Source organism: Paenibacillus chartarius (assembly GCF_042432825.1).
Classification (GTDB): domain Bacteria; phylum Bacillota; class Bacilli; order Paenibacillales; family NBRC-103111; genus Gordoniibacillus; species Gordoniibacillus chartarius.
In genome coordinates, this window is record NZ_JBHLWN010000077.1 from 1 (window position 1) to 16,543 (window position 16,543).

13 protein-coding genes are annotated in these 16,543 nt (G+C 59.0%); 4 read left to right on the forward strand and 9 right to left on the reverse strand.

Features of this window, described 5'->3' with window-relative positions:
- Nucleotides 1-971: 971 nt before the first annotated feature.
- The 6 genes from ACFFK0_RS19755 to ACFFK0_RS19780 form a co-directional block, all read right to left on the reverse strand.
- Entirely contained in the window at nucleotides 972-1,355 is a 384-nt protein-coding gene (locus ACFFK0_RS19755; RefSeq protein ID WP_377472428.1) for a PaaI family thioesterase, read from the reverse strand.
- A gap of 92 nt (nucleotides 1,356-1,447) precedes the next feature.
- Nucleotides 1,448-3,118 (reverse strand): long-chain-fatty-acid--CoA ligase, encoded by a 1,671-nt coding sequence (locus ACFFK0_RS19760; protein WP_377472042.1) that lies wholly within the window; start codon nucleotides 3,116-3,118, stop codon nucleotides 1,448-1,450.
- A gap of 51 nt (nucleotides 3,119-3,169) precedes the next feature.
- On the reverse strand, nucleotides 3,170-4,948 hold the full coding sequence (locus ACFFK0_RS19765; protein WP_377472043.1) for an acyl-CoA dehydrogenase FadE: 1,779 nt from the start codon (nucleotides 4,946-4,948) through the stop codon (nucleotides 3,170-3,172).
- Nucleotides 4,949-4,985: 37 nt separating this feature from the next.
- Complete coding sequence (locus ACFFK0_RS19770) at nucleotides 4,986-6,170, reverse strand: acetyl-CoA C-acyltransferase (RefSeq protein WP_377472044.1); 1,185 nt, start codon at nucleotides 6,168-6,170, stop codon at nucleotides 4,986-4,988.
- 22 nt (nucleotides 6,171-6,192) lie between these two features.
- A complete protein-coding gene (locus ACFFK0_RS19775; RefSeq protein WP_377472045.1) occupies nucleotides 6,193-8,598 on the reverse strand; it encodes a 3-hydroxyacyl-CoA dehydrogenase/enoyl-CoA hydratase family protein in 2,406 nt (801 codons plus the stop codon).
- 33 nt (nucleotides 8,599-8,631) lie between these two features.
- On the reverse strand, nucleotides 8,632-10,803 hold the full coding sequence (locus ACFFK0_RS19780; protein WP_377472046.1) for a (Fe-S)-binding protein: 2,172 nt from the start codon (nucleotides 10,801-10,803) through the stop codon (nucleotides 8,632-8,634).
- A gap of 247 nt (nucleotides 10,804-11,050) precedes the next feature.
- On the opposite strand from ACFFK0_RS19780, the gene fadR reads away from it, so the two are divergent.
- From fadR to ACFFK0_RS19800, 4 genes are all read left to right on the forward strand, one after another.
- Complete coding sequence (fadR, locus tag ACFFK0_RS19785) at nucleotides 11,051-11,635, forward strand: fatty acid metabolism transcriptional regulator FadR (RefSeq protein WP_377472047.1); 585 nt, start codon at nucleotides 11,051-11,053, stop codon at nucleotides 11,633-11,635.
- A 28-nt stretch (nucleotides 11,636-11,663) separates the two neighbouring features.
- Nucleotides 11,664-12,434 carry an electron transfer flavoprotein subunit beta/FixA family protein gene (locus tag ACFFK0_RS19790; protein ID WP_377472048.1) on the forward strand — a complete coding sequence of 257 codons (771 nt, stop codon included), beginning with the start codon at nucleotides 11,664-11,666 and terminating at the stop codon, nucleotides 12,432-12,434.
- Nucleotides 12,435-12,457: 23 nt separating this feature from the next.
- Nucleotides 12,458-13,438 (forward strand): electron transfer flavoprotein subunit alpha/FixB family protein, encoded by a 981-nt coding sequence (locus ACFFK0_RS19795; RefSeq protein ID WP_377472050.1) that lies wholly within the window; start codon nucleotides 12,458-12,460, stop codon nucleotides 13,436-13,438.
- A gap of 110 nt (nucleotides 13,439-13,548) precedes the next feature.
- Nucleotides 13,549-14,319 carry a stalk domain-containing protein gene (locus ACFFK0_RS19800; protein ID WP_377472052.1) on the forward strand — a complete coding sequence of 257 codons (771 nt, stop codon included), beginning with the start codon at nucleotides 13,549-13,551 and terminating at the stop codon, nucleotides 14,317-14,319.
- Nucleotides 14,320-14,334: 15 nt separating this feature from the next.
- Here ACFFK0_RS19800 and ACFFK0_RS19805 read toward each other — a convergent pair whose 3' ends face one another.
- From ACFFK0_RS19805 to ACFFK0_RS19815, 3 genes are read right to left on the reverse strand one after another with little or no spacing between them, the layout of a single operon-like run.
- Nucleotides 14,335-14,985 (reverse strand): S-layer homology domain-containing protein, encoded by a 651-nt coding sequence (locus ACFFK0_RS19805; protein WP_377472053.1) that lies wholly within the window; start codon nucleotides 14,983-14,985, stop codon nucleotides 14,335-14,337.
- Nucleotides 14,986-15,024: 39 nt separating this feature from the next.
- Nucleotides 15,025-15,969, reverse strand: coding sequence for an alpha/beta hydrolase (locus tag ACFFK0_RS19810; RefSeq protein ID WP_377472054.1), 945 nt, complete (start codon nucleotides 15,967-15,969; stop codon nucleotides 15,025-15,027).
- A gap of 24 nt (nucleotides 15,970-15,993) precedes the next feature.
- Complete coding sequence (locus ACFFK0_RS19815; RefSeq protein ID WP_377472055.1) at nucleotides 15,994-16,506, reverse strand: TetR/AcrR family transcriptional regulator; 513 nt, start codon at nucleotides 16,504-16,506, stop codon at nucleotides 15,994-15,996.
- Nucleotides 16,507-16,543: the final 37 nt, after the last annotated feature.

Consider the following 16,543-nt stretch of genomic DNA (forward strand, 5'->3'; position numbering starts at 1 on the left):
AATATATCAAACAAATGTTCGCATGTGAAGGATTTGCTGAGGCAACTTGATATTCAAATTTTTTATTAAACGATCTCCCTGCCCTACGAAGCCCAAGCAAATTGTGACGGTTCATTAGGTACTTGGAAACTTCATTTGCGAAAAAACTCGTCAAATTGCACACCAAGTCCTTCCAACCATAGTCCCGCCGCATTGGACAATGATTAGCCCTAACGTCTCATTTTTCGAATCCTTCTCGTATGGAATGCGGAAAACCTTGTGAGCTTTAACGGTTTCCGGAACCGTTATTTGGCTCGAGACTTGATGCCCTACAGTAAGTCCCTCCAAATCCGTTAACGAACGCATCAGCCACGCCAAACCTCTGTAGAAAAAAGTCGTGGTCATATGACGACCTGCCAGTGAACATGTGTCTTTCTTCATAATGGAAAAGCCGAAAATGGAAAGTCGGGTCACCGGGTATTGAGGCGTATCGCCGTTGTCCCAATCAAGTTCCCGTTTGGTTTCCTTGTAGGTGCCGTCTTCAAAAATTGCTTGAACGGTTAACGGACTTCCGGTATGGAAGTACTATAAATCATTCGATTTGAGTAAAGCAGCCGCTCTCCTTTAAACCGAACGGATAATTGATTATCGGTAATCGGTTCCTCTGCTTGATTATCAAGATCGGGCTTTGTGATTCACAAGAAAAGCGGATAGCCATCAAAGCCTGCATACAACCAGGAATCACTCGAACAGCCAGATTGCCCGATTTTGATGACTGTGAACATGCAGGCATTTGAGTTACGCATCCATAGACGCCTCTTCGTGGAGAAGGCAGCCTTAGGATTTCTCCACAAGATGCCTGTCAGCTACGAGGTGACTTGGCTCTTGCCTCGATCGGACATGGCTGGTTATGACTAGCTTGGCCAGGCGCGCAAACAACAAAAAAACTGCCGCACGCCGGTTCCCCGTTCGTGCGGCAGCATGCTAATCCGTTATTCGATAATCCGAAACGTTCCCGTCCCCATCGCTGTCAGCTGTCCCGCTTCGCCGTACACCGATCCCGTAGCGGTAATCATGCGGCGCGACTGATGTACGATTTCGGCCGAGACCGTAAGCTTGCCGCCGCGGAGCGACGAGACGAAGTGGACGTTTAAATTCGTCGTCACGACTTTGCTGTCGGGTCTTGCCAGCATGACGGCGATTCCCATCGCATTATCGAGCAGCGACGAAAGCACGCCGCCATGAATGATGCCCAGCATGTTCAGATGATGCGGCTGGATGTCCAGCCCGATGACGACCCGGCTGCCGTCTTGCTCCGCCGAGACGAAGCGGCAGCCGAGGTACCCCCAGAAGGTGGGCTCGGCTGCCTCTCCCATCGTCTGCAGACGACGCACCCACTGTTCCTGCGTATATCGAAGAGGTTCTGCAGCGGCCTCGCTTCTGCCGTCGTCGATCCGTTCCGCCATCGTTACTCCCCCTTCTGCTCCTCCTCGAACAGCTTGCGCCGCAGTACTTTGCCGACCATCGTTTTCGGCAGGGACTGGCGAAATTCGTAGTGGCGCGGCACTTTGAATGCGGCCAGCCTCTCCCGGCAATGCTTCTCGAGCTCCTCCGCCGTGACGCTGGCGCCTTCCTTCAGGACGATGAACGCTTTGACCGTCTCCCCCCGGTATTTGTCGGGAATACCGGCCGCCGCACATTCCTTCACTGCAGGATGCTCGAACAGCACCTCTTCGACTTCCCGCGGATAAATATTAAACCCGCCGGCAATAATCAAATCCTTCTTCCGGTCGACGATTTCAAAGAACCCGTCCTCATCCATTCTCGCCATATCGCCCGTCAGCAGCCAGCCGTCGCGCAGCACCTTCTCCGTCTCGTCCGGACGGTTCCAGTAGCCGAGCATCACCTGCGGCCCGCGGACGATCAGCTCGCCGAGCTCGCCGACGGGCGCTTCTTCGCCGGTCTCCAGATCGACAACCTTCGCATCCGTATCCGGAAACGGAATGCCGATGCCGGGCTTGCGCTTCTCCCAAATGTTGTTGGCGTGCGTAACCGGAGACGCCTCCGTAAGACCGTAGCCCTCGATCAGCCGTCCGCCCGTCACCTTCTCGAATTGCTCCTGCACCTCGTGCGGCAGCGGCGCCGACCCGCTGATGCAAGCGCGAATCGAGGACAGATCGTAGCTTGCGATGTCCGGATGATTGATCAGCGCGACATACATGGTCGGGGCTCCCGGAAACAAGGTCGGCCGTTTGCGGGCGATGAGCTCAAGCACCGGCTTCGTTTCGAATTTCGGCAGCAGCAGCATTTCCGCCGCGCGATATACGGCCTGCAGCATAATGACAGTGAGCCCGAATACGTGAAAAATCGGAAGAGCGGCCAGAAACCGCTCCTTCCCCTCCTCGCATTTGTACGCCCAGTGGACATTCTGCACCGTATTGGCAATCAAGTTCGAATGGCTCAGCATGACGCCTTTCGCTATGCCGGTCGTTCCTCCCGTATACTGCAGCAGCGCCAAGTCGTTGTCGGCATCGACGGGCGCGATTTCCGGCGACGGCGATGCGGCATGCAGCAGCTTCGTCCAGCTGAGCACCTCGTCGTTGTAGGCAACCGTTAGATCGGTGCCGTCCCGCTTCATTTTGAGCGGATAAAGGAGGTTTTTGGGGAACGGCAAGTAGTCCTTAATCGACGTAACGATAATGCGTTCCAGCCTCGTTTTCGCTTTGACGGACAGCACCCGCCGGTGCAGCAAATCCAGCGTCACGATGAGCCTGGCGCCGGAATCGGCGAGCTGGTGCTCCAGCTCGCGTTCCTTATACAGCGGATTCGTCATGACGACGACGGCCCCGACCATGAGCGTGCCGAACGTCGCGGCGACAACTTGCGGACAGTTCGGCAGCATAATGGCGATGCGGTCCCCGTGCCGGATGCCAAGCGATCGCAGTACATTGGCGAAGCGGGCCGCCTCCCTCGCCGTCCGGTCGTAGTCGATCGATTTTCCTAAAAAATACAGCGCCGGATGCTTCGGGTACCTTCGCGCGGAAGCGAGCAGCATCGAAGCTACGTTCATTTTCGGGTAATCGTAAGTCGGAGATACCTCTTTGGGATAATGTTCAAGCCAAGGCTTAGCAGAGGCCATCGCACGATCATCCCTTTCCGATAAGTTGACATGCGGTCGTCGGTATGCTCTTTACACGATGTACTTTTCTCCTTGAATGACGCGGGCGGCGATGCGGCGCTTAACGGCTACGGTATCGAACGGATTCATACGGGTCAGCTTCTTCAGCACGGACAACTGCGTACGCAAAGTGTCTCCCGTTTCCATCGTTGAAAGCGCTTCCCTGGCACGTGCTTCGACGATGGCGAACGACTCGCGGATGAACGCCTGCGTCATATCGATCGCATTCGCCGCCTTCGCTTCACCGGATTTGGCGATCAGCTTGCGGGTGCGCAGCAGGGCGCTTTCCGAAGCGAACACCTGGATCATGATGTCGGCAAGGTTCGCAAGCACTTCCTGCTCCTTCTCGAGCGCCATCTGGTATTTCTGCACAGCGATGCCGCCGACCATCAGGAAGATGTTCTTGGCCATGGCGAGCAGATGCACTTCTTCCGCCAGCACGCCGTCGAACGTCTGTACTGGGACGATCGACAGCAGCTCGCGCTGCAGCGCCTGCACCTTCTGCAGCAGCGGCAGCTCGCCCTTAAGCGCCTTCTTGACGAGCGTTCCCGGAATGAGCAGCCGGTTGATTTCGTTCGTGCCTTCGAAGATCCGGTTAATGCGGGAATCGCGGTAAATGCGTTCGATTTTGTATTCCTGGATAAACCCGTAGCCGCCATGAATTTGCACGCCCTCGTCGGCTATGAAGCTGAGCGCCTCGGAAGCGAACACTTTGTTTATGGAGCATTCGAGCGCATATTCGGCGATCGCCTTGGCCGACTGCGTACCGGCATCGGGAGCGGTATAATCGAGATGCTGGAGCGCTTCGTCAAACAGTCCGGCCGTGCGGTACACCATACTTTCCATGACATAAGTCATTATATTCATTTCCGCCAATTTTTTACCGATGAGCGGAAATTTTGCGATGGGGCTGTTGAACTGCTGGCGAGTGTTGGCGTACCGGCTCGACAGCTCGATCGCCTCCTTCCCCGCTCCGACGCAGCCGGCCGCCAGCTTAAACCGGCCGATGTTAAGGATGTTGAATGCGATCAAATGCCCCTTGCCGACTTCACCGAGCAAATTTCGGGCAGGAACGTGCGCGTCCTCGAAGAACAGCGGGCGGGTCGAAGAGCCTTTGATGCCCATCTTCTTCTCTTCCGGTCCGAGCGTGAACCCGGGTGTACCTTTCTCCACGATGAATGCGGAAAAATCCGTGCCGTTCACCTTGGCATAGACGATGAACACGTCGGCAAAGCCGGCATTCGTAATATACAGCTTGGAGCCGTTCAGGATGTAGTGCTGGCCGTCGTCGCTCAGGCGGGCGGTCGTCTTGGCGCCGAGCGCGTCGGAGCCGGAGGTCGGCTCGGTCAGGCAATAGGCGGCGATCAGCTCTCCGGTAGCGAGCTTGGGCAAATAGTTGTCTTTCTGCTCCGTCGTACCGAAGAAGACGATCGGCAGTGTGCCGATCCCGACATGAGCGCCGATCGAAAGGGCGAATGAGGACGCCTTGGCCAGCGTTTCGTTGATGAGCGTCGAGCTGATTTTGTCCAGACCGAGTCCGCCGAAAGCCTCCGGAACGTCGGCTCCGAGCAAGCCGAGCTCCCCGGCTTTGCGCATCAGCTTGACGGTCAGCTCGTAATCGAGCTTCTCAATATGCTCGTCGTTCGGCAGCACTTCGCCTTCGATAAAATCGCGGGTCGTGTCGCCGATCATGCGCTGTTCTTCGCTGAAGTCCTCCGGCGTTGCCACGCGGGAGGCGTCAAGCTCGTCGATGATGAAGCTGCCGCCGATGATTTTACCATTTGTCGCCATAGAGTATCGCTCCTTCGGATAGTTTCGTATGCTTCGCCTACCCTGCATGCACCTCGAACACCCCGGCCGCGCCCATGCCGCCTCCGATGCACATCGACACGACGCCGAAGCCCCCGCCTCTGCGCCGCAGCTCATAGATGAGGCTTGCCGTCAGCTTCGCGCCGGTGCAGCCGAGCGGGTGACCGAGCGCAATCGCCCCGCCGTTCACGTTCACCTTGCTCTCGTCAAGTCCGAGCTCGCGCACGATGTGCACGCATTGCGACGCGAACGCTTCATTAATCTCATACAGATCGACCTGCTCCGGGGTAATGCCGGCCATGCGCAGCGCCTTCGGAATCGCCTTCACCGGGCCGACACCCATAATTTCCGGCTCAACGCCGGCCAGCGCGAACGAACGGAACGTCGCCAGCGGCTTCAATCCGAGTGCGGCCGCCCGCTCGCGGCTCATGATGACGGCGGCGGCCGCCCCGTCGCTCGTCTGCGACGCGTTGCCGGCGGTCACCGTACCGCCCAGTGCGAATGCCGGCTTCAGCCCGGCCAGCACCTCCACCGTCGTATCCGGCCGCACGCCTTCATCGGTGTCGAATACGAGCGGCTTCGTCCACGCCCTGCCCTTCTCGTCGACACCGTGCAGACGGGCCGCAACCGGGACGATCTCCTCGCGGAATTTGCCGGCCGCAATCGCCGCAGCCGCCTTGCGGTGGCTTCCCGCAGCGAACGCATCCTGGTCTTCGCGGGAAATGTCGAACCGCTTCGCCACCTCCTCCGCCGTATGGCCCATCGTGATATATACCTCCGGCATTTCGCTGACGATACCCGGGTGCGGCGACAGCTTGAAGCCGGTCATCGGCACATGGCTCATGCTCTCCACGCCGCCGCCGATCACGACGTCCGCATGACCGAGCATGACCCGCTCGGCGGCGAAGGCGATCGCCTGCAACCCCGAAGAACAGAAGCGATTGATCGTAATGGCCGGCACCGTCACCGGAAACCCGGCATAGAGCGACATCGTACGGGCGAAGTTCAGCCCCTGCTCGCCCTCCGGCATCGCGCAGCCGATAATGACATCCTCCACATCGGCTTTGTCCAGCCCCGGCGCCCTGGCGACAGCCGCCTCCAGCACCGTCTTGCCGAGATCCTCCGCCCGCGTATGGGCAAGACTGCCTTTCTTGGCGCGGCCGACCGCCGTGCGTGCGATGGAAACGATAACTGCTTCCCTCATATTCGTTCCTCCTCCCGGCTCATTAGTTGCGAAGCGGCTTTCCTGTAGCCAGCATATGCTGCATCCGCTGCTGCGTCTTCGCCTCGCCGCACAGGCTGAGGAACGCCTCCCGCTCCAGATCCAGCAAATACTGCTCCGTTACGAGCGTTCCCTCCGGCACATCCCCGCCGGCAATCACATGCGCCAGCTTGCTCGCAATCACATAATCGTGATCGCTGATATAACCGCCGCGCTTCATCGTGTATGCCGCCATCTTCAGTACCGCTTTCCCGGTATCGCCTACGACGCGGATGCGCTCCTGCGGCGCACTCACATAACCTCCGGCATCGAGCTCCAGCACGTGACGCTTCGCCTCGAACACCCGGTAGTCCGGATTCATGACGACGGTGTCGCCGCTTCGCATATACCCGAGCCTTGCCGCATCATGGCCGCTCGTCGTCGTCTTCGCCATGGCGATCGTCTCGAACACTTGATTGATCAGCGGCTGCAGCTCGGCATCCGGCACGGCGCGCAGCAGCTCGCTTTGCCGCTGCGCCATCTGCATGCAGCCGCCGCCCGCCGGTATCAACCCGACACCGGTCTCGACGAGGCCGAAATACGTTTCTGCGGCAAATACGATCCGGTCCGCGGGCAAGCAAGCCTCCACGCCGCCGCCGAGCGTCATGCTGTGCGGCGCCGCAACGACGGGCTTCTCCAGTCCTTTGAGCAGCATCATCGCGCCCTGGAACTGGCGAATCATGAAGTCGATATTATCCCACTCTTCGTCCTGCGCCTCCATCAGCATCAGCATCAGGTTCGCGCCGACGCAGAAATGCCGCCCTTCGTTCGCGATGACGAGGCCGCGCCAGTTGCGCCGCACCTCCTCCACGCCCATCTGTACCATCGTCAAAATATCGGCCCCGATCGCATTGTTCGGCGAATGGAACTCGAGACAGACGACATCGTCGCCGATATCGATCAAGCTGGCGCCGGCATTCGATTTGACCGTCTTCCCCCGCTCCTTGAGCGCCTTTAGCGAAATATGCTCGGGTCGCTGCTCCACATCGATGTAGGCACCGCCGTAAGCAGCCGACAAGCGCCCGCCTTCCCGGCGGTAGAACGTTTCATGCCCGGCCGCCAGCCACTCCTTTACCCAAGCCGGAACGACGACGCCTTCCGCTTCCATCCGCTGTACCGAGCGGGTGACACCGATCGCATCCCAGGTCTCAAACGGCCCGAGCTCCCAATTGAAGCCCCATTTCATCGCGTTGTCGATATCGACGATCGAATCCGCGATTTCGCCGAGCCGCTCCGCCGCATAAACTAGCACCCGCTTCAATACGTTCCATGCCAGCTCCGAATACCGGTCGCCTGCACCGAGCAGCGCCTTCAGCTTCCCGGCCGCTCCCTTGGCCGCCTTCGCCGCTTCGATCGCCGCTCCGCCCGGCTTCTTCGCAGGAGCATAGTCCATCGTCGTCATATCGAGCGCCCATATTTCCGACGCTCCGCCTCCAGCCGGCTTCACCTTTTTGTAGAAGCCCTGCCCCCTCTTCTCGCCGATCCAGCCGCGCGCCACGAGCTCCCGCAGTACGGACGGCACCTCAAATACGCGCCGCTCGCTCTCGTCCGCAACATGGTCATGCACGTTTTGCGCCACATGCACGAACGTATCGAGTCCGACCAGATCCAGCGTACGGAACGTCGCGCTCTTCGGCCGTCCCATCGCCGGTCCCGTCACCGCGTCGACCTCCTCCACCGTATAGCCGTTCGCCGCCATCTCCCGAAGTGTGACGAGCAAGCCATACGTGCCGATCCGGTTGGCGATGAAATTCGGCGTATCTTTGGCGGTTACGACGCCTTTGCCGAGCGTCCGTTCGCAGAACCGCGTCATGAACCGGACGACCTCCGGATCCGTATCGCGGCCCGGAATGACCTCCAGCAGCTTCATATAGCGGGGAGGATTGAAGAAGTGCGTGCCGAGAAAATGCTTCCGCAGCTCCGGCCCGCATCCGGCGCTCATCGCCTCGATCGAAATGCCCGACGTGTTGGAGGAAACGATCGTGCCCGGCTTCCACACCGTCTCGATGCGCTGCAGCAGAGCGCGCTTCACGTCCGCATGTTCCACGACGACTTCTATAATCCAATCGACATGAGCCAGCTCGGTCCAATGATCCTCCACATTGCCCGGACGGATGCGATCAGCGAAAGCTTCGCGGTACAGAGGCGCCGGATTCGTCTTCTTCAGCCGGGCAATCGCTTGCAGAGCAAGCCGGCTGCGCACCTTCGGGTGTTCGAGCGTCAGCCCGGCCTTCTCCTCCTCCGGCGTCAATGCGCCGGGTACGATATCGAGCAGCCAGCAGGATATTCCCGCATTGGCGAGATGAGCGGCGATTCCGGAGCCCATTACGCCGGAGCCGATCACGGCTGCACTGCGAATCGATCTGTTCATGGAGCTTCCACCTCCTGGTAAGGTTTGGATCAACTATGAAATCAGCGGAGCGGGAGCCGGACCGAAGACAGCCTGCTCAAGCAGCTCTGCGATATCGCGGGCTTTCACCTGCGTCTCCATCTCTTTCAGCTTCGTGCCGTCCTCCATCATCGTCAGGCAATACGGGCAGGCCGAGGAAATGACTGTCGGCTGCACCGCCAAGGCCTGCTCCGTGCGGGCCACATTGACCCGTTTGCCGGCCGTTTCCTCCATCCACATCATGCCGCCGCCGGCTCCGCAGCACATTCCGTTGTCCCGGGAGCGCTCCATCTCCACCAGCTCGACCCCGGGAATGGCGCGAAGCACGGCTCTCGGCTGCTCATAGACGCCGTTGTAGCGGCCGAGGTAACACGAATCGTGATACGTAATCCGCTCGCGCACCTCATAGCGAGGCTGAAGGCGTCCTTCCTTTACGAGCCGGTCCAGCAGCTCGCTGTGATGCAGTACCTCCACATCGGGGCCGAGGCCGAAGTCCGGATACTCATGCTTCAGCGTGTTGTACGTGTGCGGACAGGCCGTGACGATCCGTTTCACCCCGTATTTATCGAATAGGGCGATGTTCTCGGCGGCGAGCTGCTGGAACAGAAATTCGTTGCCGAGCCTGCGCGGCGTATCGCCGGAGCCCTTCTCCTCGTTGCCCAGAATCGCGAAGGAAACGCCGGCTTTATTCAGCAGCCGGACGAACGCCTTCGTTACTTTTCGGGAACGGTTGTCGTACGAGCCCATCGAGCCGACGAAGAACAAATAGTCGAAGTCCGGATTTTCCTTCACCGTCGGTACACGCAGCTCGCCGCACGGATCGATGTCCTTCACCCATTTGATCCGGTCGTTGCGGGAGATCCCCCACGGATTGCCCTGCCGTTCGATGTTTTGCAGCGCCCGCTGCCCGTCGTGAGGCATGCTGCCCTGTGTAAGCACGAGGTAACGGCGCATATCGACGATTTTGTCGACATGCTCGTTGCCGACCGGACATTGATCCTCGCAGTTGCGGCACGTCGTGCACGACCACAGCTCCTCTTCGGTCATAACGCCGCCGATCAGCTCCACCTCGGAGATCGGCCGGCCTCCGGCCGTCCAGGCCAGCTTTTGGGCTTGCAGCGTAGGACCGATGTCGGTAATCCCCGTTCCACGCCAAGCGCCAAGCGGCTCGCTCAGCCGGGTAACGGTATGCACCCGCTGAGCGCCCCCGCCGAAAGCGAACCGGGGCACCCACGGCGATTTCGACGTGACGGCTGCGCCCTTCTCCGTGAGATGGTCGCGCAGCTTGACGATGAGATGCATCGGCGACAGCATTTTACCGGTATTCGATGCGGGACACACGTTCGTACAGCGCCCGCATTCCACGCAAGCGTACAGGTCGAGCAGCTGCTTCCTGGTAAAATCCTCGATCCGGCCGACGCCGAAGCTCTCCGCCTCTTCATCCTCGAGATCCAGCTTGCTCAGCTTACCGGGCGGATCCGTGCGGCGCAGCCAAATGTTGACCGGAGCCGTCACAATATGAAAATGCTTCGACTGCGGCACATAGACGGCAAACGCCAGCAAAATCAACAGATGCAGCCACCACGTTATATAAAACCCCACTGCCGCAGCCCCCGCTCCCATTCCGCCGAAACCGGCGGCCAAGAGCGAAGAGACCGGCGCATGCGCAGAACCTGGCAGCCCGTGCATGACCCGCTCGAACGCTAACGTCAACAAGACCGACAGCATCAGTCCCCATATGAAAAAGATGACCAGACTCGGCTTCCAGCCGCGCTTCAGCCGTTTCAGCTTCTCGCCGTAGCGGCGATAGGCGGCGTACGCCATCGCCAGCAGCACGAGCGCCACCGTCACCTCCTGCACGAGCCCGAAGGCGTCGTAGCCCGGCATCGGCAGACCGCGCCCGATCAGCCCTTTCAGAATCAAATCGATCGCACCGAGCTGCAGAATGAGGAAGCCGTAAAAGATGACGATATGCATGATCCCGCTTTTGCGATCCTTGAGCAGCTTGGTCTGACCGAAGGTCTGCACGATGAACGTGTGCAGCCGCTCTTTCGCTTGACGCTCTACATGGACGGGCCGCCCGAGCTTGATGTACAAGTACCGATGGTACACGGCTTTGTAACACCAATAGGCGCCTAGCCCAACCGCCGCAAGGAATAATAGAAGCTGTAATGCCTGCCACGCCATCGTTTCCACCATCCTTTCGCAATGTGGGACAAGCTTGCAACCGCTTTCAAATTGTGAAACGCTTACATAACCCCCAGCGATTCCTCCTCCTCTTTCTCCTATGCCTGCCCCGGCGTATTCATGAATGAAGGAGAAAGTTTCCAAATTTGCCGTTGACACGCTTCCAGCAGTGTCCTAAGATGGAGTTACAGAAATGAATGAGTATTCATTCACCCGATATCCATATACTACCACCGGGGTGAAGCCGATGACAAGTAGGAAAAATGAAAAGTATGACGCCATTCTACGCGGAGCCCTCGAAGTATTCGCCGAGCACGGCTTCCACCGCTCCCAGGTGTCGAAAATCGCCCGCGCCGCCGGCGTGGCGGACGGCACCATTTATTTGTACTTCAAACGCAAGGAAGACATTCTGATCTGCTTATTCCGGGAACGGCTGGGCGAGCTGATCGACAAGTTCACCGCCGGCATCGAGCCGATTGCCGACATCCGGGAAGCGCTGCGCCAAGTGTGTTATATCCACTACAGTGAGCTTGAGAACGATGTCAACTTTGCCTATGTCACACAGATCGAGCTTCGTCAAAGCGATCTCGAGCTGAGAAAAGAAATAGGCGAAGCGTTCAAGCCATATATTAAGTTAATCGAGCAATTGCTGGTGAAGGGGATCGAGCAAGGCGTCTTTCGTCCCGACCTTGACGTGAAGCTGACGAGGCTCCTGCTGTTTGGGGCTATGGACGAAGTCGTCACCTCCTGGCTCATCTCCGGCCGCAAATATTCGCTCGTCTCGCAAGTCGAAGGTACGGTGACGTTTTTCCTGCAGGGGATTGGAAAGTAACGAACTTCGGGTAAAGGAGCTGGGTGCGATGAATCTTCTTGTATTGGTGAAGCAAACGTTCGATACCGAGGAGAAAATTACGCTGGACGGCGGTGCCGTATCCGAGGACGGCGTCAAATTCGTCATCAATCCGTACGACGAATACGCCGTCGAGCAAGCGCTCCAAATCCGCGACGAGCTCGGCGGCAAAGTGACCGTCGTCTCCGTCGGACCGGAGCGTGCTGCCGAAGCGCTGCGCACAGCGCTCGCTATGGGAGCGGACGAAGCGGCGCTGATCGAGTGCGATGCCGCCGCTGCCGATGAAGAGGCGATTTCGCGCATCCTCGCCGCTTATGCCAAAGGGCAGCCGGCCTTCGATCTGATTCTCGGCGGCAACTTCTCCGTAGATAACGGAGCCGGCCAAGTCGCGGTCCGCCTTGCACGCCTGCTCGGCATTCCGCACGTTTCCTCGGTAACGAAGCTGGAGCTCGGCGGCTCCGCCGCCGTTGCCCATCGCGACGCCGAGGGTGACGTAGAAATCGTCGAAGTGCCTCTCCCCGCCCTGTTCACCGCCCAGCAAGGCTTGAACGAGCCGCGCTATCCGTCGCTGCAGGGCATTATGAAAGCGAAGAAGAAGCCGTTTGCCCGCTTGACGCTTGACGAGATCGGCCTCTCCGCTGCGGAGCTGCAGCCTGCGGTAACCCGCCTCGAGCTGTCGCTTCCTCCCGAGCGCCAAGCCGGCAAAGTGCTGAAGGGGGATATGGCGGCGCAGGCTGCCGAGCTTGTTCGCTTGCTGCGCGACGAAGCGAAGGTTATCTAAGCCATTTCAGGGAGGTTACCGATATGAGCCACATGGTTCTCGTTGTAGCGGAAGTGCGGGCCGGCAAGCTGCGGCAGGTCTCGCTGGAAGCGCTTCAAGCCGCCAAGCTGTCCGCGCAGCCCGGCGATCGCATCGCCGCCGCACTGCTTGGCAGCGGCACGGCCGGGCTCGCCTCGGAGCTGGCGGCGGCAGGAGCACAGTACGTATATGTCGTCGATCACGCGGCGCTGGAGACGTATCACCCGGAAGCGTACTTGGCCGCACTCCGCGCCGTGATCGATGCCGCAAAGCCCGCCGCACTCTTCTTCGGTCATACGGCAATCGGGCGCGATTTGGCGCCGGCCGTTGCCGCCGAGCTGCAAGCCGGGCAAATCTCTGATGTGACGGCGATTCATCGCCAAGGCGACCGCATCGTCTTTACGCGTCCGATCTATGCGGGCAAAGCGTTCGAGTCGGAATCGTTCGAACGGGCTCCCTGGATCGTGACGATCAGGCCCAACAATATTAAGACTGTGGGAACTGACGGATCGGGTGCGGACGATCAAGCCGAGCTCGTCGCGGTCGAGTATCCCGCCCCCTCCCTCCGCTCTGTAGTGAAGGACGTTGTGAAGAAGATGTCCGGCAAGCTCGATTTGACCGAAGCGCGCATTATCGTCTCCGGCGGCCGCGGTGTCAAGAGCGCCGAAGGCTTCGCCCCGCTGGAAGAGCTGGCGAACGTGCTCGGCGGCGCGATCGGCGCCTCCCGCGGCGCTTGCGACGCCGGCTACTGCGACTATGCGCTGCAGATCGGCCAAACCGGCAAAGTGGTCACACCGGAAATCTATATCGCCTGCGGCATATCCGGCGCGATTCAGCACTTGGCCGGCATGAGCCAGTCGCGCATTATCGTCGCGATCAACAAAGATCCCGAAGCGCCGATCTTTCAGGCTGCGGACTACGGCATCGTCGGCGATCTATTCGAGGTTGTCCCGCTTCTTACCCAAGAGTTCCGCAAAATCGTATAACGTACGGAATCATCGTAGTTCTCGCCCTGCATCGGCATTTTCGGTGCGGGGCTTCATTTTTGCTAGGGGCGTGATAAAATGATAGTAACGATAGAAAATGAGGTGACGAAATGAAAAAAGCCGCAGCTGCCATTGTGCTGTTCGCCATGACGTTCGGCGTAGCCGGGGCATCGAGCGTGAACGGGGAATTCGAAGGGAATCCGGTTGTGAAGGTTCAGTCGGGCGGGAAAGAGCTGCAGGTGGAGGATGTGCCGGCGACCATTTATCTGGGGCGTACCGTCGTGCCGATCTATATGCTGAAGCAGTTGGGCGCTGAAGTAACGTGGAATGCGGACGCGTATACCGTTAATGTTACGATGCCGACAACCCGCTCCGACAAGCCGAGTGCCCCGGAGCAGGTGACGGACAAGCCGAATGCCGCAGCACAGGAGAAGATCAAGCTTCGCAAAGCATACAGCTGGCTCAAGGATACCGATATGGCTATGCTGACCTTCGTTCAGCAGCTTCAACTGCTGACCACTCTCGAGGCGGATGATTCATTCTTCGCGCTGATGGAGGAAGACTTCAAGAAGCTGCAAAACGATTACAACGCATCGATGCAAATGGCGTTCGACCTAACTTCTAAGGTAACCGCGTATGAAGATCTTCGTTCGATCATGGACAGCCAGACGAAGACGATGGATCAAATTCGTTCCGCCAAAAGCTTCTTCAGCATTAAACAAACGAACAATGCCGCCGAAATTGCCAAAGGCGCTCAGATCAGCATCTATAATGCGCTCCGCATGGCCCGACTCAATCTGCAGCACACGACGGAGCTGCTGCGCCAGCTTGATCTGATCGAGCCGGCCGCCGGCACGACAACATCCCCCGCCAACAGCTGACGGGGGATGTTCGCATTATTGAACGATGAGGCTGTAGAACCGGCTGATGACCGCCGCCGCTTGCGCGCGCGTGGTCGGACTGTCCGGCTCGAATAAGCCGGCGTCGTTCGTGGACATCAAGTTCCCGTTCAGCATCGCCGCGACGGATTCCTTGGACCAGCTCAGCTTGCCCGCATCCTTCAGGTCCGACATCAGCTCCGCTTGCCCCGCTTCATCCGGCTTCACCGCAATATGCGACGCTTCCAGCGCGCGAACGACGATCGCCGCCAGCTCCTCCCGGCTGACCGACCGGTTCGGCTGGAACGTTCCGTCTTCGTAACCGTTCACGATGCCGGCCGACGCCGAAGCATTAACCGATCCGGTATACCAGTCGTCCTTCTTCACATCGCTGAAGTACACCGCGCTCGTCACGCTTGTATCCAGCTTCATGGAGGCCGCGATCATCGCGGACAGCTCGGCGCGAGTCAGCTGCGCATCCGGCTCGTAACGGCCGTCCGACTTGCCGTTCGCAAGCCCGTTTTTCCCCAAATATTCGATGTACTTCTTACCCCAATGGCCATCAATATCCGTAAAGCTGTTCGTTGCAGCCGTGTCGGCAAATGCTGCAGCAGGCAGCATGATTGAAGCAGCGAGAATCATAGCGGCAATTTTGACATTGTTCTTCACTCGAGATAAACTTCCTTTCCAACTCTAGTAATCGGCCTTCTAGCTATCATACCACCCTTCGAAGGTGCGAACAACATCTTCCAGCACGCCATCGCGCCCCCGCTCGTTAAAAATCTCGTGGCGCATGCCCGGGTACAGCTTCACCTTGACATCTGCGGCGCCCGCCATCCGGTACTCCCGTTCCAGTGCGGCGATCTCTTTCCCTCCCGAGCTCATCGGATCTTCCGCACCCGCCATGATCATAACCGGCAGTGAGCGGTTGAGCTGCGACCACAGCCGGGGCGAATACAGCAAGCGAAGCCCTCGCAAAAATTCCCTGTAAAATATGGCAGGCATGACGCTGCCGCACATCTCATCGGCGATATACAGATCGACCTGCTCAGCGTCGGAGGACAGCCAATCGTACGGCGTACGCGCCGGCTTAAAGCTCCGGTTGTAGGCGCCGAACGTCATTCGATCGAGCAGCCGGCTCGGCGCCCCTTCTTCCCGCCGCAGCGCCAGCTCGATGCGGGCGACTCGTTCGCCCAATGCGAGCAGAGGCCCCTTCTTATAGCCGGCGGCACTAAGCAGCAGCCCTTGATAACGGTCGGGGTACAGCAGCGTCGCGAGCTGGGAGACGAATGAACCCATGCTGTGACCGATGAGGAAAATCGGCAGCCGGTCGCCCGCTCCCCGCTCGCTTTGCTCCCGATCCGCTTCGTCCGCAATCTGCTTCGCGTTGTCCGCCAGCCGGCGGAAGCCGCCATTCCCCAGATCGCCCCAATAGCGCCCCTTGCTCCGCCCATGTCCGAGGTGATCCGCCGCATATACCGCATAGCCGGCTTCCGTCAGCCGCTGTGCCACGCGCCTATACCTGCCGGCATGCTCGGACATGCCATGGGCGATTTGGACGATGCCGCGCACCGTCCCCTGTTCCGGTTCCCAGATATAGACGCCTAGCTCACGGCCGGATGGGTCCGTCACCGAACGCTCCCTCTCCTTCATTCGAATCGCCTCGCTCTCCCGGGATTAATCCTTCTCGCAATATGGCGACAGCTCCTGCAGCTCCAGCACCTCCGCCATGACCGAAGCCAGACCGAGACCGATGAAGCTCTTGGCTTGAAATCCGGGATCGGGCAGTCCGGACTGGATGAATTTGCCCTTCACCACACGGTATATATGAGCGAAGCCTTCCTGCACGGCCTCCCGAATGACCGGCTCCGCCGTCGTGAACGACTGCATCGAGAGCAGCGTTTCGTCCCGGTGTGTGGCCAGCAAATTGAAGAAAGCCTTCCCCATCGTGTCAATCAGCTGCTCCGGCGGCGCTTCCACCCGTCCGAATACGTCGGCAATCCGGATTATCGATTGTTGAAGAACGGCAATGAACAGCTCTTCCTTCGATTTGAAAAAATGAAACACATACGGCTGTGTAACCCCTACTTCTTTCGCGATGTGGGCCGTTGTCGTCTTGTAATAGCCTTGCTTGGCGAATACGGCAACCGCCGCTTCGAGAATTTGCTGTTTGCGATCGTCTTTAGGCACTTCGTGTTAGTCTCCCAGCATTTAATTTATTGATTAA